Origin of the sequence: Hymenobacter swuensis DY53 (assembly GCF_000576555.1) — a bacterium.
Classification (GTDB): domain Bacteria; phylum Bacteroidota; class Bacteroidia; order Cytophagales; family Hymenobacteraceae; genus Hymenobacter; species Hymenobacter swuensis.
Genome location: NZ_CP007144.1, coordinates 12,681 through 31,265 on the forward strand (window position 1 = coordinate 12,681; position 18,585 = coordinate 31,265).

At 62.7% G+C, this 18,585-nt stretch carries 21 protein-coding genes; 15 read left to right on the forward strand and 6 right to left on the reverse strand.

Annotated features, from left to right (window positions below; genetic code table 11):
- The first annotated feature begins 81 nt into the window (after window positions 1-81).
- From ccoN to HSW_RS00320, 12 genes are all read left to right on the forward strand, one after another.
- On the forward strand, window positions 82-2,298 hold the full coding sequence (gene ccoN, locus HSW_RS00265; protein ID WP_081768185.1) for a cytochrome-c oxidase, cbb3-type subunit I: 2,217 nt from the start codon (window positions 82-84) through the stop codon (window positions 2,296-2,298).
- A 78-nt stretch (window positions 2,299-2,376) separates the two neighbouring features.
- A complete protein-coding gene (locus HSW_RS00270) occupies window positions 2,377-2,580 on the forward strand; it encodes a hypothetical protein (protein WP_044000302.1) in 204 nt (67 codons plus the stop codon).
- The gene (locus tag HSW_RS00275) at window positions 2,574-2,903 is read left to right on the forward strand and encodes a hypothetical protein (RefSeq protein ID WP_044000303.1); all 330 of its coding nucleotides are present in this window, start codon (window positions 2,574-2,576) and stop codon (window positions 2,901-2,903) included. Before HSW_RS00270 ends, HSW_RS00275 begins: the two co-directional genes overlap by 7 nt.
- Complete coding sequence (locus HSW_RS00280) at window positions 2,900-3,772, forward strand: cbb3-type cytochrome c oxidase N-terminal domain-containing protein (RefSeq protein WP_052345931.1); 873 nt, start codon at window positions 2,900-2,902, stop codon at window positions 3,770-3,772. Before HSW_RS00275 ends, HSW_RS00280 begins: the two co-directional genes overlap by 4 nt.
- 34 nt (window positions 3,773-3,806) lie before the next feature.
- Window positions 3,807-5,216, forward strand: a complete 1,410-nt coding sequence (gene ccoG / locus HSW_RS00285) for a cytochrome c oxidase accessory protein CcoG (RefSeq protein WP_044000304.1) — start codon at window positions 3,807-3,809, stop codon at window positions 5,214-5,216.
- Window positions 5,217-5,265: 49 nt separating this feature from the next.
- Window positions 5,266-5,727, forward strand: coding sequence for a FixH family protein (locus tag HSW_RS00290; RefSeq protein WP_044000488.1), 462 nt, complete (start codon window positions 5,266-5,268; stop codon window positions 5,725-5,727).
- 4 nt (window positions 5,728-5,731) lie between these two features.
- Window positions 5,732-6,454 (forward strand): sulfite exporter TauE/SafE family protein, encoded by a 723-nt coding sequence (locus tag HSW_RS00295; RefSeq protein WP_044000305.1) that lies wholly within the window; start codon window positions 5,732-5,734, stop codon window positions 6,452-6,454.
- Between the two features lie 88 nt (window positions 6,455-6,542).
- A complete protein-coding gene (locus HSW_RS00300; protein WP_044000306.1) occupies window positions 6,543-7,460 on the forward strand; it encodes a universal stress protein in 918 nt (305 codons plus the stop codon).
- Between the two features lie 48 nt (window positions 7,461-7,508).
- Complete coding sequence (gene hemF, locus HSW_RS00305) at window positions 7,509-8,453, forward strand: oxygen-dependent coproporphyrinogen oxidase (protein ID WP_052345933.1); 945 nt, start codon at window positions 7,509-7,511, stop codon at window positions 8,451-8,453.
- A 196-nt stretch (window positions 8,454-8,649) separates the two neighbouring features.
- The gene (adhP, locus tag HSW_RS00310) at window positions 8,650-9,699 is read left to right on the forward strand and encodes an alcohol dehydrogenase AdhP (RefSeq protein WP_044000308.1); all 1,050 of its coding nucleotides are present in this window, start codon (window positions 8,650-8,652) and stop codon (window positions 9,697-9,699) included.
- Window positions 9,700-9,778: 79 nt separating this feature from the next.
- Entirely contained in the window at window positions 9,779-9,976 is a 198-nt protein-coding gene (locus HSW_RS00315; RefSeq protein WP_044000309.1) for a universal stress protein, read from the forward strand.
- A gap of 87 nt (window positions 9,977-10,063) precedes the next feature.
- Complete coding sequence (locus HSW_RS00320) at window positions 10,064-10,291, forward strand: adenine nucleotide alpha hydrolase family protein (RefSeq protein ID WP_155832730.1); 228 nt, start codon at window positions 10,064-10,066, stop codon at window positions 10,289-10,291.
- Between the two features lie 208 nt (window positions 10,292-10,499).
- Here the strand turns inward: HSW_RS00320 and hemA are convergent, their stop codons facing one another.
- The 6 genes from hemA to HSW_RS00345 form a co-directional block, all read right to left on the reverse strand.
- The gene (gene hemA / locus HSW_RS00325; RefSeq protein ID WP_044000311.1) at window positions 10,500-11,774 is read right to left on the reverse strand and encodes a glutamyl-tRNA reductase; all 1,275 of its coding nucleotides are present in this window, start codon (window positions 11,772-11,774) and stop codon (window positions 10,500-10,502) included.
- Between the two features lie 277 nt (window positions 11,775-12,051).
- Entirely contained in the window at window positions 12,052-12,216 is a 165-nt protein-coding gene (locus HSW_RS23925; RefSeq protein ID WP_155832731.1) for a hypothetical protein, read from the reverse strand.
- Between the two features lie 475 nt (window positions 12,217-12,691).
- Window positions 12,692-13,588: a helix-turn-helix domain-containing protein gene (locus HSW_RS00330; protein ID WP_044000312.1), complete on the reverse strand. Its 897-nt coding sequence runs from the start codon at window positions 13,586-13,588 to the stop codon at window positions 12,692-12,694.
- A gap of 158 nt (window positions 13,589-13,746) precedes the next feature.
- Window positions 13,747-14,067: a putative quinol monooxygenase gene (locus HSW_RS00335; RefSeq protein ID WP_044000313.1), complete on the reverse strand. Its 321-nt coding sequence runs from the start codon at window positions 14,065-14,067 to the stop codon at window positions 13,747-13,749.
- Window positions 14,068-14,173: 106 nt separating this feature from the next.
- Window positions 14,174-15,178, reverse strand: a complete 1,005-nt coding sequence (locus HSW_RS00340) for an NADP-dependent oxidoreductase (protein ID WP_044000314.1) — start codon at window positions 15,176-15,178, stop codon at window positions 14,174-14,176.
- A gap of 388 nt (window positions 15,179-15,566) precedes the next feature.
- Window positions 15,567-16,163 carry an FMN-dependent NADH-azoreductase gene (locus tag HSW_RS00345; protein WP_044000315.1) on the reverse strand — a complete coding sequence of 199 codons (597 nt, stop codon included), beginning with the start codon at window positions 16,161-16,163 and terminating at the stop codon, window positions 15,567-15,569.
- A gap of 237 nt (window positions 16,164-16,400) precedes the next feature.
- Here HSW_RS00345 and HSW_RS00350 point away from each other — a divergent pair, with 237 nt between their 5' ends.
- From HSW_RS00350 to HSW_RS00360, 3 genes are all read left to right on the forward strand, one after another.
- The gene (locus tag HSW_RS00350) at window positions 16,401-16,775 is read left to right on the forward strand and encodes a winged helix-turn-helix transcriptional regulator (RefSeq protein ID WP_052345934.1); all 375 of its coding nucleotides are present in this window, start codon (window positions 16,401-16,403) and stop codon (window positions 16,773-16,775) included.
- Between the two features lie 182 nt (window positions 16,776-16,957).
- Entirely contained in the window at window positions 16,958-17,542 is a 585-nt protein-coding gene (locus tag HSW_RS00355) for a TetR/AcrR family transcriptional regulator (RefSeq protein WP_044000316.1), read from the forward strand.
- Between the two features lie 100 nt (window positions 17,543-17,642).
- Complete coding sequence (locus HSW_RS00360; RefSeq protein ID WP_044000317.1) at window positions 17,643-18,518, forward strand: alpha/beta fold hydrolase; 876 nt, start codon at window positions 17,643-17,645, stop codon at window positions 18,516-18,518.
- Window positions 18,519-18,585 lie beyond the last annotated feature (67 nt).

Below are 18,585 nucleotides of genomic sequence, written 5' to 3' on the forward strand. Positions count from 1 at the left end.
CAAAAGCGCCTGATTCTAGTCAGCCCCGCGAAACAGCCCGGTCAGGACCTTTGGAGCAGTAAATAATTCACTTTTCCGACGATGCAGGCCGATTCTCTTGTTCCCGCCGCCGCGCCCCGAACGCCGCTGATTCCCAATGCGCCCGACCGGCGCGTGGAAACCTTTTATTACGACAATAAGATTGTCCGCGACTTCGGCATTGCCACCGTTATCTGGGGCATTATCGGAATGCTAGTAGGGGTTTTGGCCGCCTTCCAGCTGGCCCGGCCCGAACTTAATATGGGCACGGCTTTCACCACCTTCGGCCGCATCCGGCCGCTGCACACCAATGCCGTGATTTTTGCCTTCGTCGGCAACGGTATTTTCACCGGCGTGTACTACTCGCTGCAACGCCTGTGCAAGACCCGGATGTATTCCGATTTTCTGGGCAAAATACACTTCTGGGGCTGGCAGCTGATTATCGTATCGGCGGTGGCCACGCTGCCGTTGGGCTTCACCACCAGCAAGGAATACGCGGAACTGGAATGGCCCATCGACATTGCCATTACGCTGGTGTGGGTGGTGTTTGGCTGGAATATGTTCGGCACCATTGCCAAGCGGCGCGAGCGGCATTTGTACGTGGGCATCTGGTTTTACATCGCCACTTTCCTGACGGTGGCCGTGCTGCACATCGTCAACTCGATGGAAATGCCGGTGAGCTTTTTGAAAAGCTACTCCATGTACGCTGGCGTGCAGGATGCGCTGGTGCAGTGGTGGTACGGCCACAACGCGGTGGCCTTCTTCCTCACCACGCCCTACCTGGGTTTGATGTACTACTTTTTGCCCAAGGCGGCCGGCCGGCCGGTGTATTCCTATCGCCTGAGCATCATCCACTTCTGGTCGCTGATTTTCATTTACATCTGGGCCGGGCCGCACCACTTGCTTTATACCGCTCTGCCTGATTGGGCGCAAAGCTTGGGCGTGGCCTTCAGCATCATGCTGATTGCGCCGAGCTGGGGCGGCATGATAAACGGCCTGCTCACCCTGCGTGGCGCTTGGGACAAGGTGCGCGAAGACCCGGTGCTCAAGTTCATGGTGGTGGCCATCACGGCCTATGGCATGGCCACCTTCGAAGGCCCCATGCTGAGCCTCAAGAACGTGAATGCCATTGCGCACTTCACCGACTGGATTGTGGCGCACGTGCACGTGGGCGCGCTGGGCTGGAACGGCTTCCTCACCTTCGCCATGCTCTACTGGCTGTGGCCGCGCCTCTACCGCACCGAGCTCTATTCAAAGAAGCTGGCCACCACGCACTTCTGGCTGGGCACGTTGGGCATCCTGTTCTACGCCATTCCAATGTACTGGGCCGGCTTCACGCAGGGCCTGATGTGGAAGCAGTTCAACAGCGAGGGGATGCTACAGTACCCCAACTTCCTCGAAACGGTGCTGCAGCTCGTACCGATGTACTATATGCGCGGCGTGGGCGGGCTGCTCTACCTGAGCGGTGTGTTTCTGATGTTATACAACCTTTACCAGACCGCCAAAGCCGGCTCGCTGCTGGCGAGTGAGAAGGCCCAGGCCCCGGCCCTCCTGCCCGCCGAGCTGGTGGAAGAGCACCAGGGCGGCCACTGGCACCGCTGGCTGGAGCGCCGGCCCTTCCAGCTGGCCGTGGGCGCCACGGTGGCCATCCTCATCGGTGGCGCAGTGGAGATGATTCCAACCTTTTTGGTGAAATCCAACGTGCCCACCATCGCCTCGGTGAAGCCCTACCGGCCGCTGGAGCTGCAGGGGCGCGACCTCTACATCCGCGAAGGTTGCTCGAACTGCCACACCCAGATGGTGCGTCCCTTCCGCTCCGAAACCGAGCGCTACGGCGAATACTCCAAAGCCGGCGAGTACGTGTACGACCGGCCCTTTCTGTGGGGCAGCAAGCGCACCGGGCCCGATTTACAGCGCCTGGGCCAGAAATACCCTCACTCCTGGCACTACAACCACATGCTGGACCCCACTAGCATGTCGCCCGGCTCCATCATGCCGCCCTACCCCTGGCTGTTCGAGCAGGACATCGACTACCGCATCCTGCCGTCCAAAATTAAAGTGTTGCGCAACCTGGGCACGCCTTACCCCGCCGGTTTCGACCAAGTGGCCGTGGACGACGCCCGGCAACAAGCTCAAGGCATCGTGGCCGAGCTAAAAAAGGAGGAAATCGAGGTGATGCCCGACAAGGAAATTGTGGCGCTGATTGCCTACCTGCAGCGCCTGGGCACCGACATCAAAGTGAAGCCGGAACAGACGGCCGCTACCGCCGCCGCGCAGTAGCCTGGGCTCTGCGAGTCCGCGCGCCGTCAATACCATCCACCAATACGTGAACTCGCAAAGTTCACGCCGCTAATCACCATGGACAAGAACGTCTTGCAATCCATCGCCGGGGTCGAAATCTATCCGATAATCTCCCTGGTCATTTTTGGGCTCTTCTTCCTGGGCCTGCTGGTGTTTGTGGTGCTGGCCAACCGTCAACACATCAATACCATGAGCCAGCTGCCGCTGCTCGATGACGAGGCAACCATTAAAGCCACTTTCAACCACGACATTTTATGCTAACCCTACGCTCCCTCTCGCTGACTTTCCTAGGCCTGCTCACAGGCTTTGCTGCCGCCGCCCAATCGGCCCCGACCGCTGGCCCTACGCCTACCACCATCCTGAGCTGGGTGACGTGGACGGCCGCTGGCGTAGTGCTGCTCATGGCTATCATCACGGCAGGCTCGGTGACTTCGGCGGCTAAGTCTCAGTACGAGGCACCGCAAGCCGAGCCGGAAGCTAACGCAACCCGCGCAACAGTTGTAGCGGACGTTGCGTCAAGTCAAGCCGCTCCGGCCGAAATGGCACCCGTGCAAATCACCGCCCAAGAAGAAATTTACGCATGAGCAGCCTCCGCCAAGCGCTATCCGGGGCCGGCGCGGTACTACTAGCGGTCCACCCTACCCTGGCCCAAACGGCTGAAACAAGTGCGCCGACCAATGCCAGCGCGCCGCCGCCGCTGCTCTGGTTTCTGATAAGCATGCTGGTGCTGGTGCTGCTGGTGTTCTGGCTGATACTGGTGGCCCTGCTGGCCTGGATGCGGCCTCAATTGCGCCAAATCTATGACCTTCCCACAGTGCACGACACCTGGAGCGGCCGGGTGCTGGGCTTGCTGGTAGGCGATGCGCGCCTGGTAAAAGGCGAGGTGCGCGACGAGCTGCTGGACCACGACTACGATGGCATCCACGAGTTCGACAACGACCTGCCACCGTGGTGGAAGTATGGCTTTGTGCTCACCGCCATCTTTGCCGGGTGCTACCTCACTTACTACCACGTCCTTCAGAACGGCCAGCTGCAAGGGGCCGAATACGCCGCTGAAATGCAGCAGGCTGCCCTGATGGTTTCCACCACCTCCGACGACCCCAACCAGCTCACCACCTACACGGCCCTCACCGCGCCGGCCGAGCTAAGCAGCGGCAAAAGCCTTTTCGCTACCAACTGTGCGCCCTGCCACGGGGCCAACGCTGAGGGCAAAGTCGGCCCCAACCTGACCGACGAGTTTTGGCTGCACGGCGGCGAAGTGAACCACGTCTACAAAACCATCAAGTTCGGCGTGAACGGCAAGGGTATGGTGGCCTGGAAAGGCAAGCTCTCGGGCAAGCAGATTCTACAGGTAAGTTCTTACATCCTCAGCCTGCAAGGCACTAAACCGGCTAATGCCAAGCCCCCGCAGGGCGAAAAAGAAGCCCCGGCGAAAACGCTGGCGGCCCGTTAGCCCGGCCACTCCTTACTCCTATTCGCACATCCCCATGCCCGCCACCCAGTTCAAGCCCCCTGATGCATACCGTGACTCTATCGCCACGATAGACGCCGTCGGCGCGCGGGTGTGGCTGTACCCTAGAAAGCCCGCTGGTCGACTATACAACCGCCGCAAGTGGCTCAGCTACGGGTTTCTGGCGCTGCTGTTTGCCGGGCCTTGGCTGCGCATTCAGGGGCTGCCGGTGCTGCTGCTCAATCTGCCAGCGAGGAAATTCATCATCTTCGGCCAGATTTTCTGGCCCCAGGATTTCTTCATTTTGCTGCTGGGCACGCTCACGTTTCTGGTGTTCATCATCGTGTTCACCGTGGTATATGGGCGGGTGTTTTGCGGCTGGGTATGCCCCCAGACCATCTTTTTGGAGATGGTGTTCCGCCGCGTCGAGTACTGGCTGGAGGGCGACGCGCCCCAGCAAAAAGCCCTTGACCGCCGCAAGCTGGACTGGGACAAGCTCTGGCGCAAAACCACCAAGCACGCCTTGTTTTTGCTGGTTTCGTTTTTGATTGCCAACACATTCCTGGCTTACATCATTGGCTCGGAAGAGTTGCTGAAGCTGGTGACCGACGCGCCTACGGCCCACTTGGGCGGGCTGGCGGCTCTCACGCTGTTCACAGGCGTGTTCTACGCGGTGTTTGCCCGCTTTCGGGAGCAGGTGTGTACCATTGTGTGCCCCTATGGCCGCTTACAGGGCGTTTTGCTCGATAAAGACAGCCTCGTGGTAGCCTACGACTACCAGCGCGGCGAGCCCCGCGAGAAGCTGCGCAAAACCCAAACGCGTACCGCCGGCGACTGCATCGACTGCCACCAGTGCGTGCAGGTGTGCCCCACGGGCATCGACATCCGCAACGGCGCCACCCAACTCGAATGCATCAACTGCACGGCCTGCATCGATGCCTGCAACAGCATCATGGCCCTGCTCAACAAGCCCGAGGGCCTGATTCGGCCGGCCACCGTGAACAGCATTACCACCGGCACCCAGTTCCGGGTCACGAGCCGGGTGAAGGCGCTGTCGGGCGTGCTGGCCGGGCTGCTGCTGGTGCTCACCGGCCTGCTGGTGTCGCGCAATAATGTGGCGGCCACGGTGCTGCGCACGCCGGGCCAGCTCTTTCAGAAAACCGACCACGGCACCATCACCAACCTCTACAACATCTCCGTCATCAATAAAACCAACCGGCCGTATCCCATCACTCTGCGAGTGCTGGAGCCGGCCCAGGGACGCATCTCGCTGGTGGGCAGTACCAGCCTGAAGTTACCCGCCCAGGGTATGGCTGAGGGCGTGTTCTTTGCCGAGCTGCCCCGCCCGGCCCTGCACCATACCAACCAGAAAATCCGCATCGGCCTGTATAGCAGCGGACGGCTGGTGGCCGAAACCAGCACCAAGTTCCTGGGGCCCGCGCAGTGAGCGGGCGAGAAAAAACGTCCTGCTGGCTCTTACCATTTCTGTAATGCTCATGGTCCCCTCTCCAACTTCTTCCCGCACCCTGTGGCCCTACGCCATCATTGCCGTGTTCGTGCTCTTTGCCGGCTACATCGGCTACATGGTGCAGCAGGCCATGCGCACCACCGTCGACCTCGTCAGCCCCGACTACTACCAGCAGGAACTGGCCTACCAGCAGCGCATGGAAACCGTGGCCCGCACCGCCGCCCTGCCCGCGCCAGTTGAACTGACCTACGATGCTGCTGCCCAGGTGTTGCAGCTGCAGCTGCCACCCGCGCTGGCTGGCCGGGCGGTACAGGGCCAAATGCATTTTTTCCGTCCGTCTAACCAAAAACTCGATTTCAGCTTGCCGCTGCAAGCTGGCAGCCAGCGGTTCAGTACGGCCAAAATGCAGCCCGGCTACTGGCGGGCCCGGCTCGATTTTACCGTCGGCAGCCAGCACTATTTCATCGAAAAAGAACTCACCGTTAAGTAAAATCATGCTCTGGGCTGGCTTTCTGTTTGGGTTGCTGGGCAGCTTTCACTGCGTGGGCATGTGCGGGGCTATTGCCCTGGCGCTGCCGGGGCCGACGGGCGCGTCCAGCGGGCGCTATCTGGCCGGCCGCGCGCTCTATAACCTGGGCCGGGTCACGACTTATGCTAGCCTGGGCGCACTGGCCGGCCTGGTGGGCCACGGCCTGCGACTGGCCGGCGTGCAGCAACCCCTGTCTATTGTATCGGGCGTGCTGATTCTATTATTGGTGCTGGTGCCCGAGCGCTTCACCAGCCGTCTGGCTGCCGGGTTGGGCCTGAGCCGGCCACTGGCCTGGGTGAGAACGACCTTGGTCGAACTGTTTCAGCACCCATCGGCAGGGGCGCTCTACGCTACGGGGCTGCTTAACGGCCTGCTACCCTGCGGTCTGGTGTACCTCGCGCTGGCCGGGGCGCTGAGTGCGTCGGGTGTGGCGGGCGCGGCGGCCTATATGGCCTGCTTCGGCCTGGGTACCCTCCCCCTGATGCTGGGCCTGAGCTTAAGCGGGCGGCTGGTGCCGCTGGCCTGGCGTGCCCGCATGCGACAGGCCGTGCCGTACACGGCCGCGCTGCTGGCCGTGTTGTTCATCGTGCGCGGGCTGGGGCTGGGCATTCCTTACCTAAGCCCGCAGTTGAGCGCCGCCGTGGGGCACGCTCCCCGCCAGCCCCTAACCGTGCACTATTGCCACTGAGGGCTTTTGAAACACTTCCTGGCAGCACTAACCACCCTGTGACAATCACCAACCATCTCCCGGCTCCGCCGAACACCTGCTTCGCACCATGAAAACTATTCTCGTTCCCCTCGACCACACCGCCGCTGCCGAATCGACCCTGGCGTATGCCAACAAGCTGGCCGTGCGCTGGCCCGCCGAAATGGTGGTGCTTTACTGCCACCCCGATGTAGCAGCCACGCCCGGCGCGCTGCAAGCCGAGGAGCAGCGACTGCGCAGCCTCGTGGAGCGCCTGCGCTACCAGCAGCTCACCCGCCACGACGGCCGCCGCATTCGCTACCGCTACCGGGTGCTCTCCGGCTGCCTGCACGACCATGTGCAAACCGAAGCCCTTGTGTGCGCCGCCGACCTGCTGGTCATGGGCCTCGAACACGTGGACTGCGGCCGCCAGGAAGCCCCCGGCAACCACGCCGCCGCCATTACCGCGCTGGTGAGCTGCCCTGTGCTGGTGGTGCCGGCCGGCCGCCGCAGCCTGCCTGCGCGCTTGGCCTTTTGTGCCAATTTCACCACGCTGGGGCTAAACATTCTGCCCCACCTGGCCGCCCTCGAAGCTGCCTTCCCCGCCCCGCTCGACCTCGTGCAGTTCTACGCGCCCTCCGACCGGCCCCGCCGCCGCCAGCTGCTGCAGGGGCTGCGCCGCGCCGGAGCCCACCTTGGTTGGCCCCAAACCACCGCGCACCTACTCGAGGACGACGCCCCGGTCGAAGGCATCGGCGAGTTTTGCGCCCGGGCGCAGGCCCAGCTGCTCGTCATCGCGCCCGGCAGCACGGCCGAGCTGCTGCGGTATTTCGACGGCTGCTACCGTGCCACCAACGCCTACCACACCCGCATTCCGCTGCTGGTGCTGCGGCCTGCGGCCCCCGTGCCCACCACCACCTGCTGCGACCGTTGCGCTGAGCGCCTGGCCCGCGAAGCCCAGGCCAGCGTCAGCCTGCGCGCCGCCTACCAAGCCGCGCCGTGGGTGTAGCGCCGGCCGTTTTCTCCCTCATTTTCTTACCGCTTTTGCTTGCTTGACATGACTAGTCCCATCTTCTTACCCATTGCCCCATCGCGCGCGGTGGTCGAGCACTGGATGCGCCAGTTTCAGGACTGGCTATGCCACCGCCTGGAAGCGGCCGACGGCAGCGGCGTCCGCTTCAGCCGTGACGACTGGGCCCACGAGGGCGGCGGGGGCGGCTGCACCCGCGTCCTGCAGCAGGGCGATGTGCTGGAGAAAGGCGGCGTGGCCTTCTCGGCCGTGTGGGGCGAAATGAGCGAGAAAGCTGCCCAGCAGCTGCTTATGCCCGACCGCCACTATTTTGCCACCGGCGTGAGCGTGGTGCAGCACCCGCGCAGTCCCATGGTGCCCATCTCGCATATGAACGTGCGCTACTTCGAGGCCGGCAACGGCGAAGCTTGGTTCGGCGGCGGGCTCGATTTGACGCCCATTTACGTGGACGTGGTGCAGGCCCGGCAGTTTCACGAGCAGCTGCACGAGGTGTGCGCGCGGCACGACGACAGCTACTACCCGCGCTTCAAGCAGTGGGCCGATGACTACTTCTACCTGCCCCACCGCCGCGAAACGCGGGGCGTAGGCGGCCTGTTTTTCGACCGTCTCACCGTGGGCAAAGACGGCCTGTTTGAGGAGCTGTTTGCCTTCGTGCAGGACGTGGGCGAGCTGTATGGCCGCACCTACAGCGCTATCATGCGCCAGAACGCCAACCTGCCCTACGCCGAGCGCGAGAAGCAGTGGCAGCGGGTGCGCCGCGGCCGCTACGCCGAATTCAACCTGGCCCTGGACCGCGGCACCCGCTTCGGCCTCGAAACCGGCGGCCGCACCGAGTCCATCCTCATGAGCCTGCCGCCCCAGGCCGAGTGGCACTACAACCTGACACCCGAGCCCGGCTCGCCCGAAGCAGCCACCCAGCAACTCCTGCGCCAGGGCGTCGACTGGCTGGCCATGGCAGCGGTAGCAGTGTGAGCCCGGCTACGGGCCGGGCGGCCGGAGTATGTTGGCCGGCAAGCAAAAACCTGATGTAAGTCCGGCTACGGCCTGATTATCATCAGGTTTTTGCTTGCGGGGCGCTGGTTATTTCGGGTCGGCATTCGGCCGCTCCCGCGCTGCGGGTGGCCGGTGTCGCTATTCACCTCACTCCGCTCCAACTCCTACTACGCCCATGCTGCCTCCCACCATGAAAGCCGCCGTGGCCCGCGCCTACGGCCAGCCGCTCCGCCTCGAACAAGTATCCCTGCCGGCCGTGGTGCCGGGCCGCATCCTGGTGAAGGTGGCGGCCTGCGGCGTGTGCCACACCGACCTGCATGCCATCAACGGCGACTGGCCGGTGAAGGCCACGCTGCCCCTGATTCCGGGCCACGAAGGCGTGGGCACGGTGGTGGCCGTGTGCGAGGGCGTAACCGCCGTGCAGGTGGGCGACCGGGTGGGCGTGCCGTGGCTGCACACCGCCTGTGGGCACTGCGAATACTGCCTCACGGGCTGGGAAACGCTTTGCCTCAACCAGCAGAACACCGGCTACTCGGTACCGGGCAGCTACGCCGAGTACGTGCTGGCGGACCCCAACTACGTGGGTATTTTGCCCGCTAACCTTTCTTGCCAGCAAGCGGCGCCCATTCTCTGCGCTGGCGTGACGGTGTATAAGGGGCTGAAGGAAACCGAGGTGCAGCCCGGCCAGTGGGTGGTCATTTCGGGGGTGGGCGGGCTGGGCCACCTGGCCGTGCAGTACGCCAAGGCCATGGGCATGCGCGTAGCCGCCGTGGACGTGCGCGCCGACAAGCTGACCCTGGCCCAGGCCGTGGGGGCCGAAGTGGTGGTGAATGCGGCGCTGGAAGACCCCGTGGCGGCCATTCAGCAAGCCACCGGTGGCGGGCATGGTGTGCTCATCACCGCCCCCTCGCAGCCGGCCTTTGCGCAGGGCGTGAACATGCTGCGCCGCCACGGCACGCTGGCGCTGGTGGGCCTGCCGCCCGGTAGCTTCGAGCTGAACATCTTTGACGTGGTGCTGACCCGCAAAACCGTGCGCGGCTCCATTGTGGGCACCCGGCAGGATTTGACGGAAAGTTTGGCCCTAGCCGCCGAGGGCAAAGTGACAGTGCACTACCGCTGCGAGCCCCTGGAAAACATCAACCAGGTGCTGGACGCTATGAAAGCCGGCACCATTGAGGGCCGCGTGGTGCTGGACCTGAGCCTGCCCGCTCCCTCGAGGCCGTAGCGGTGGCCCCAGCGCCCTCGGCTGGTGGCTCTCGAAGGGCACCTATTCCCCATTAACCGTTTTTTTCTTGTGTTTTCCCATGGAAAACATCCTTGTTCCCACCGATTTTTCTTTTGAATCTCATCATGCCTTTGAGGTAGCCGTGCGCCTGGCGGCGCGCATCGGGGGCAGTGTGCTGCTACTCCACGCCGTGGAGCTACCCGAGATGGCTAGCTTACAGCACCTATGGCAGACCGGTGGGCGGCACGGAGCTGCCCAGCAGCGGCAACCTCAATGACGTATTCGTCATCAAGCTCCTACAGGTTACCAAGCAGCGGATGCACCGCCTCATGGCTGAAGCCGCCGAAATAGCCCCGATGTGCCGGTGCAGGGCCTCGTGCAGGCCACGCGCCTGAACGAGGCCCTGGTCAGTGTGTTCAAACACCAAGCCATTGATTTGGTGGTGATAGGGGCGCACGGCCATTCGGCCACCGAGCATTTTTCCCTTCGGCTCCAACACCGAGCAGCTGGCCCGTTACGAAACGAACGTGCGGGTGGCAGCAGCCCCAGCGCCGGCATCATGCAATTTGCCCAGCAGGTGCCGGCCGATTAGGTGTTTTTGCCCACCCATGGCCGCACCAGCCTCAGCCGGTTTTTGTAAGCCAGCATTGCCGAAAACGTGGCCACGCACGCCTTCCCGCCGGTGCTCACCTTCCAGCTGGCGTAACCTAGCCGACTCACCAGGCAAAAGGCCCAAAAACGAATGTTTTCGGGCCTTTTCTTTAGGTCGAAGTCAGCTAATCCATCAGGCAGCTGCTTAGTTATGAGTAACCTGCCAGGGTCGCTTCCAAGCCAAAAATGTCGGTCAGCAGCCCCACCAACGGGCCGGTTTCGCCACGCTGGCAGGCGGCTTTGAGGTGGCGGGTAGGGTACTTGAGCACCTTTTGCATCAGCGACTTGGTTAGCTCGTCCATGCGCTGGGTTTCCGCCGCGCTCAGGTGCTTGCTGAAGCGCCGCAGCTCCTCGGCGCGCAGTTGTTCCAGCGCATTTTTCAACTGCTGAATGGTAGGTGATACTTCCAGCTCGCGGCTCCACTGCGCCAGGTCGGCCAGGCTTTCGGCGATGAGGGCGCACACCTGGGGCACCGCCGCCAGCCGGCGGGCCAAGGTGGCCGAGGTGGTGTCCGCAATATCATCGAGGGTATAGAGCAGCACGCCCGGCACCTGCTCCACCTCCGCGGCCACGCTGCGGGGCACCGACAGGTCGATGAAAAACTTGTGGCTGAGCACCGTGAGTTGCTGCACCAGCGGCAGCGTGAGGCAGGGCACAGCCGCCGCCACTGAAGAGATGACGACATCAGCCGCCTGCAGGCCCGGCACCAGGTCGGCCCAGTCCAGCACCTGCAGGCTGTTTCCGGCGGCCAGCGCTTCGGCCTTGGCGCGGGTGCGGTTGCACACCGTGACGCAGGTGAAGCGCGGGCTGGCCCCGAAGTGCCGGGCCACGTCGGTGCCGATTTCGCCCAGCCCTACTATCAGAATGGTGGGGTTGGGCAGGTGCGCCGTCAGAGTTTCCGTCAGCTCCAGGGCCGCGTAGGAGGTGGACGCTGCCCCGTCGCGAAACGCGGTTTCCTGCTGCACGCGCTTGCTGGTGAACAACACGGTGTGCAGCAGCCGGTGCAGCCAGGGGCCGGCGGTGTCCTCCTCCACGGCCCACTGGTAGGCCCGCTTCACCTGGTGGCTGATTTGCTGGTCGCCGATGAGCTGCGCTTCCAGGCCCAGCGCCACGTCAAACAAGTGCCGGGTGGCCGCTTCGGCATCGTGGAGGTGCACGAAGTACGCCGCCTGCCGGGCGCTGACCACCCGGCCCAGCACCTGGCCCAGCGCGTCCAGCAAAACGGCCGTCTGCTCCTGCCCGGCGCAGTAGTAGATTTCGGTGCGGTTGCAGGTGCTCAGCACCAGCACATCTGTTAGCCCGGGCGCGGTCCGCAGCGTGCGCAGTAATTGGCGGCAAGCTGCTTCGTTGAGGGCCAATTGCTCGCGCACGGCGAGGGGCGCAGCGCGCTGGGAGAGGCTAAAAACGTGGAAATTGGGGTTCATCGGGCATCGTAAGCGGCCTGGTTTACCAGGCCGGGTGGCTGCCCGCAAAGCTCGGGCGCGCACCAAATGCGCGGGCTGACCAGAATCAGGTCCTACGTCTGATTCTGGTCAGCCCGCGCGTTGAGCACTGGCGCCTCGCTACGCGCAAACCCGTTGAGTTGGGCGACCCACCGGGCATTGGGGTTCACCTGAAAGGGTGGGGCTTCCACGGGCAGCGCGGTGGTTTCACGGGAAGCAGCCAGCCAGGCGGACGGATATCGCAGCAGGCGGCTGGCGGCTAAAGCGCGCAGGAAGGCTGCTGCTCCACGAGCAGATAATTGTTCACGTCGCGGGCCCCGAGCTCGTACGCTTCGCTGGTGGCTAGTTCGCGGAACAGCCTCGTGCGCATGGTACCGGCCAGGGTGACGCGGCGATTATGGCCTTGGTTAAAAGTTTGGTACAAAGGTTAAACGAGTAAGCCGGTTGAGGGCTCTCACTGAAAGGCAAAAAGCGCCTCCACATTAAATTGGGGAGGCTTTTTCAGGACTTCCTCGGAACAGTCGTACTCGCCGTGCAGGTGGACGCCCCGTTCGATATGGACCTGATTATCACCTGGCCGTCACCGAGCAAACTGGTGCAGGGACGAGTCGGAGGTTTCTCCCTATTTGTTTAACAATACCCCAGCAGCTGGCTCCCTGCATGCGTTTCGACCACCTAGTGGAGCAAGTAGTAACTATGGGGGCGTTTGAGGGAGAATAAATACTAGCCGCTTGGTTGCGCAGCGGGTAAATCCCTTACGCAGAACCTCAGCTTTGAAAGCCGTATCGTATTTGCGACTTTGCGACGTTTGTCCGGCTTTTCCATCGAGAAGAAAAGTACTGCCCAATTCTGCCTCGCTCAGATGGACCACCCACCCTGAGGTGGTCTAACGCATCCGGCTAGTCCGGTAGTGCCGCCCCGCTCCCCTTGCGGTAGGCCAGCGGGGTAGTGCCAGTCTGCTTCTTGAAAAAATTATTGAAGTAAGTGGGGTAGGCAAAGCCCAGGCAGGTGGAAATTTCGGCTACGCTCCACGTAGTGTGCTGCAACAGAGCCTTTGCCTCGTCGGTGAGGCGGGCGGTGATGTGCGCGCTGGTGGGTTTGCCGGTTACCTCTTTCACGGCCTTGTTGAGGTGGTTGACGTGCACGGCCAGCCGGTCGGCAAACTCCTGGGCCGTTTTCAGCTCCAGCGTCTGCTCGGGCGTCTCTACCGGAAACTGCTGCTCCAGCACGTCCAGAAACCGGGCCGCCAGGCGCGAGGCGGCCGTGTGGGACTGAACCAGGGTGTGAGCGGGCTGCTGGTGCAGGGCCTCGTGAATAGCGAGCTGCAGGTATGTGCGAATTAGCTCAGCCTTGAAGGGATAATCACCTTCCTGCGCGGTCAGCATCTTCTGGAAGATGCTGGTCATGAAGGGGATCTGCGTCTCGCTGAGCTGATAGAGGGGCGGGCTCCCGATTTTAAACAAAGGCGACTGGGGCAGACTTTCCGACCGGTCGAGCGACGTGATAAACTCCTCGGTAAAGAGGCTGATGGAGCCGTGCCGAAGGTCGCCGCGCATTTCCAGCGAATACGGAATGTGCGGGTTGAAGAACAGCAGGTACGTGCCGTCGAGGTCCCAGTGCTGGTGGCCGTAGTGCAGCCGGGCCCGGGTCGTGAGCAGCATGGCCTTGTAGTAGTCGCGCCGGGTGAAGTAAGGCGGGGTGGTGCACGGGCGGTCCACCGCGTACACCTTGAAGCCTTTCAGCTTCAACTCCCGGGTGGGCCGCGGAGCCGGCCTGCTGGCAACAGCGTTTGTCATGCGGTAAAAGTACGAAAACCAAGTAGAGCGCATTGCCGGCAAGGCCACAGCCCAGTACAGCCCAACTGGCCAAGCTGCTTAACCGGCAAAAGCCCGACTGGCCGGCAACGGATACGTCCGGTACCGGCCAGCCGGGCACTGGCTACGAGTGGTATGGTTTAAGCGGGGTTCTCGCTCACCCGCCGGATAGGAAGCACCTGCATGGGGGTGGCCAGCAACGGCAGTATCTGCTCGACCAGGCGCGACTGCGGCGGCGTCGGGTGGGCGGCGATGGCTTCGTCATCGAGCCAGGCGGCGGCAATCAGGAACGTATCGGGGGCCTCGGCTTGCTGGAAGATGTTGTAATACAGGCAGCCCGGCTCCGCGCGCACCAAGCCCACCAGTTCAAGCAGGATTTCCTGCACGCGGGCGCCGTGCGCGGGCTGGCTCTGCACGGTGACGAGCAGGTGCCGTTCGGCAGCTTTATCGGACGTAGGCATTGGAAGAGAGCTGGATGGGGGAAGGGTATCGATAATCTGCCAACCCCTGCGAAGCCGCTTTGGGGCTGCAGGAGGGGCTGGCAGCCTATCGGTACCGCGTGTGGAATTACGCGACCGTCAGTACGATTTTGCCCTGGATGTGCCCGCGGGCGGCGCGCTCGTGGGCCTGGCGTGCCTCGGCCAGCGGGTACGTGCTGTCGATGACTACGCGCACCGTCCCGGCCTCCAGCAGGCGCCCGAGCTCTGCGAGTTGTGCGCCGCTGGAGCGCACCTGCGTCATCGACACGGTGATGCCCCGCCGGGCCGCTTCCTCGGCATCAGTGAAACCCAGAAATACCGGAAACAGCGCGCCGCCCCGCTTAAGGGTGTGCAGGAAACGGCCCGTGGTGGGGCCACTGAGGGTATCGAGAACAACGTCCAGGTCCTGCACTGCGTCTTCGGCGGCGGTTTGGGCGTAATCAATGAACTCATCCACGCCCAGCTCGCGCAGCAGCGTTTCCTGCCCGCCCGAAGCCACGGCAATGACGTAGGCGCCCTGCCACTTGGCCAGCTGCACCGCCAGGTGGCCCACGCCGCCCGCGGCCCCGTTCACGAGCACCCGCTTACCCCGCAGCGGCACCGGCCGGTGCGCCTCCGGCTGAAACGGGTTGGGAGCCGTGTGCCCCAGCGCAATGAAGTACTGCCACGCGGTGAGGCCGGACATCGGGGCCCCGGCGGCCTGCACGTGGCTGAGGCCGGCCGGCTTGCGGGCCAGGTCGGTGGCGGGCGCCGCCACGTACTCGGCATAGCCGCGGCTCTCGCCGACGCTTGGGAAGCGGACCATGCCGAAGACCTCCTCGCCCACCGCGAAGTCGGTCACATCCTCGGCCACGGCCGCTACGATGCCCGACACGTCCGTGCCCAGCACGAGGGGAAAGGTGACCGACGGGCGCCACTCGGCCGGCAGGGCCTTGTAGCCGTCGCGCAGGTACCAGTCGGGCGGGTTGATGCCGACGGCGTGCACCCATACCAGCACTTCGCCCGGCTGGAGCTCGGGTACCGGAGCATCTTCGTAGCGCAGCACCTCGGGCCCTCCAAACGCGTGTTGCTGCACCGCCTTCATCGTATTCATCGCCCCCGTTGGGGCCTTCGGGGAAACAGAAGATTCATTGCCTGCTTCCTGCGCCCGTTCAAAGGATTGTCCTTCCTCGGACTGCGCATTCATTTCTGTGGTTGCCATGGTTGTTGCGTTTGACTGTGGTTACTTGCTAGAATCACTGCGACTTTTGTCGTGTAGCAGGCGCTGACCGGCCCACTCAGATTACTGCTACAAAGGTCCAGTCCATTGGCAACGACGAAAAATGTCATTCAAACTAAAAAGTATGAATATCACGCAAACAGCTTCCGAAAGCTGCCGTGTGAGATAGAGCCGCCTTCTTCAGAATAAAAAAGTCCCGGCAGGTGCTCTGGCCAATGGCAGGCACTTGCCGGGACTTTACTGGCCGTGCGGCCAGCTGGGCTTATACCACAACGCTTTCAATGCCCTTTTGCAGAGCGGTAGCCTGGAATTCCGGCAGCTTGACGCCTTCGGCCCGGGCCACGGTCACATCGGTCATGCCCAGGAAGCCCAGCATCCAGCGCAGGTAGGGCACGGCAAAATCAGCGGCCTGCTGCGGGCCTTCAGAGTAGATGCCGCCACTAGCCACGGCCAGATACACCTTTTTGCCCGTGATAAGTCCTTCCGGACCCGTGGGGGTGTAGCGGAACGTGATGCCTGCCCGCGTGAGGTGGTCGAGCCAGGCCTTGAGCGACGAGGCAATGCTGAAATTGTAGAACGGTACCCCCAGCACGAGGACGTCGGCCGCCAGCACCTCGACAATGGCTTCGTCGGAGTGGCGCACGGCCTGCTGCTGCTCGGCAGAGCGGCCTTCGGCGGGCGTGAAGTAGGCCTGCAAGTGCGCCTCTTCAAGGTGCGGAAACGGGTGGGTCGCCACGTTGCGCACTACCACGGTGCTGCCGGGGTGCGCTGCGAGTAGCTTGTCGATGATGCCCTGGCTGAGGCGGGTGCTGTACGATTCGGCCCCGCGGGCGCTGGAAATGATTTGCAGAATCTGCATAAACGTAAGGAAGGGGGGAAGAAGGTGAGGAATACGAGCCCGCCACCTTGGGCCTGCCCGCCGGGGCCGACTGCCCGGCCACTGCGTAGCCCCGTGGTGGTATGGTACTCTGATTACCTCAAGTAATCAGCCTGGCCTTTGTTTGTACCTTGCGCCCACTACAGATTACGTGGCGGTAGCCTGATTACCTGTAGGTAATCAGGCTGGTATGCCGCTCCTCATCTTGCCGTTACTGCCATGACCAACTCCGACCTGACCTCCTGCGCTCAGACCATGCACGCCCTGCGCCACGCCCTGCTGGTTGTAAATGGCAAGTGGAAGCTGCAAATCATCGTGGCACTGCAGACGGGCACCCGGCATTTTCGCGGCCTGGAACGCAGCGTGCCGGGCATCTCCACCAAGGTGCTGGCCAAGGAGCTCAAGGAGCTGGAGGCCCACCAGTTCATCGTCCGCACGGTTTCGCCCGGCCCACCGGTAGTCGTGGACTACCAGCTCTTGCCCTATGCCCGTTCGCTCGACCCCGTGATTGAGGTGCTCGAAGCGTGGGGCCTGCAGCACCAGCAGCGCCTGGACAGCCTCTCCGGATTGCCGACGCACGTACGGCTACCCTGAAATACGACCTGGGATTCGCAGAATCCGCGCACTGGGCGCGGCTTTTTTCCAAGTAGGGTTACTGTTTACCCTGTTTGATGCAGCAGGGTCAATGTCATGCATGTGCACTTATGGGCATCGTTAATTTTTTAGCAGTACATTTGTACTAAACGGTACAATAATAAAACCTGCCTGGCCTTAGTATGACTGGAAGACCCAAAGCGTATGATGAGCAGGATGTAATCAGCCGCGCCCAGCAGGTTTTCTGGCAACGCGGCTATTCCGCCGCCTCCACGGAAGAGCTGCTGGCCGCCATGGGGATTGGTAAGGGTAGTTTTTACCTTGCTTTTCCAGGGGGTAAGAAAGAACTGTTTGCCAAAACAATCCAGCAATTCCATCAGCAGAGCCTGCACCAGCTCGAACAGCGCGTGGCGACCAGCGCCCAGCCGGTACAGGTGCTGAAGGACTACTTCTATCACATTGCCACCGCCGCACCGGAGGCCCACGAGAAGGGCTGCTACCTAGGCAACACCGTGATGGAGATGGCCGCAGTGGACCCGCAACTGCAACAGGCCGCCGGACAATTACTCAAGCAGTTGGAAACGCAGTTTTTCGTCGTCATTGAGCAGGCCCAGGCCAGTGGCCAACTCACCAACCCGACCAATGCGCGGCTGCTGGCCCGGCACCTGCTGACGTTGTGGAACGGGCTGAGCATCACCCGTCGCCTCTATCCCGATAACGGGCAGCTGCGTGAGCTGCTGGACCTGCAGCTGGCCATCCTGTATTGACAGGAATTGATTTTTTTTACCTGATTCTGTACTGAATGGTACAGAATTGGCTTTCTGATAAAAGCCTGTTTCAAACTCTGTTTACTTCATTTTTTCACTCATGACAGACCAACCGCCGATTTACTACCGCACAATTGCCGTGGATGGCCTCGACGTGTTCTACCGCGAAGCTGGCCCGGCTGATGCGCCGGTACTGCTGCTTCTGCACGGCTTTCCTACCTCGTCACACATGTTTCGCCACCTGATGCCCCTGCTGGCCGACCGCTACCGCGTAATAGCACCCGACCTGCCGGGCTTTGGCTTCACTACCTCGCCCCCCGCTGCGGCGTTTGCCTACACCTTCGACCATCTGGCGGAAGTCATCAACCGCTTCACGCAGGTACTAGAACTGGCCCGCTATGCTCTGTACGTGTTCGACTACGGCGCCCCGGTAGGCCTGCGTCTGGCTGTCGCGCATCCGGAGCGAGTCACGGCCCTGATTACCCAGAACGGCAACGCCTATGAGGAGGGCCTCAGCACCGAATGGGAGTCGGCCTACACCTACTGGCAGCATCCCACCCCCGAAAACCGCGCGGCCCTGCGGGCTATGCACACGGAAGAAACAGTTCAGTTTCAGTACCACCACGGCACCCCCGACCCCTCGCAGGTGGCACCCGAGGGCCCGGCGCTGGACCTTTGGGGCCTGAGCCGGCCCGGCCACGACGAGATGCAGCTCGACCTCATCCTGGACTACCGGACCAACGTGGCGCTGTACCCGCGCTTCCAGGAATATTTCCGCACCCACCGCCCACCGACCCTGGCCGTCTGGGGCGAGAACGACCCGTATTTCCTGCCCGCCGGCGCGCAGGCCTACCGCCGCGACAACCCCGCCGCCCAGGTACACCTGCTGCCCACCGGTCATTTCGCACTCGAAACCCACGTGGTCGAAATAGCCCGCCTCATCCGCGCTTTTCTGGCGCCCGTGCTGGCGGGGTAGGGCCCCGTTGCTGCTCGCTTTCGATGTGCTACTGCCCAGTTGTGCCCGCTTAGATGCCAGCGAGCTA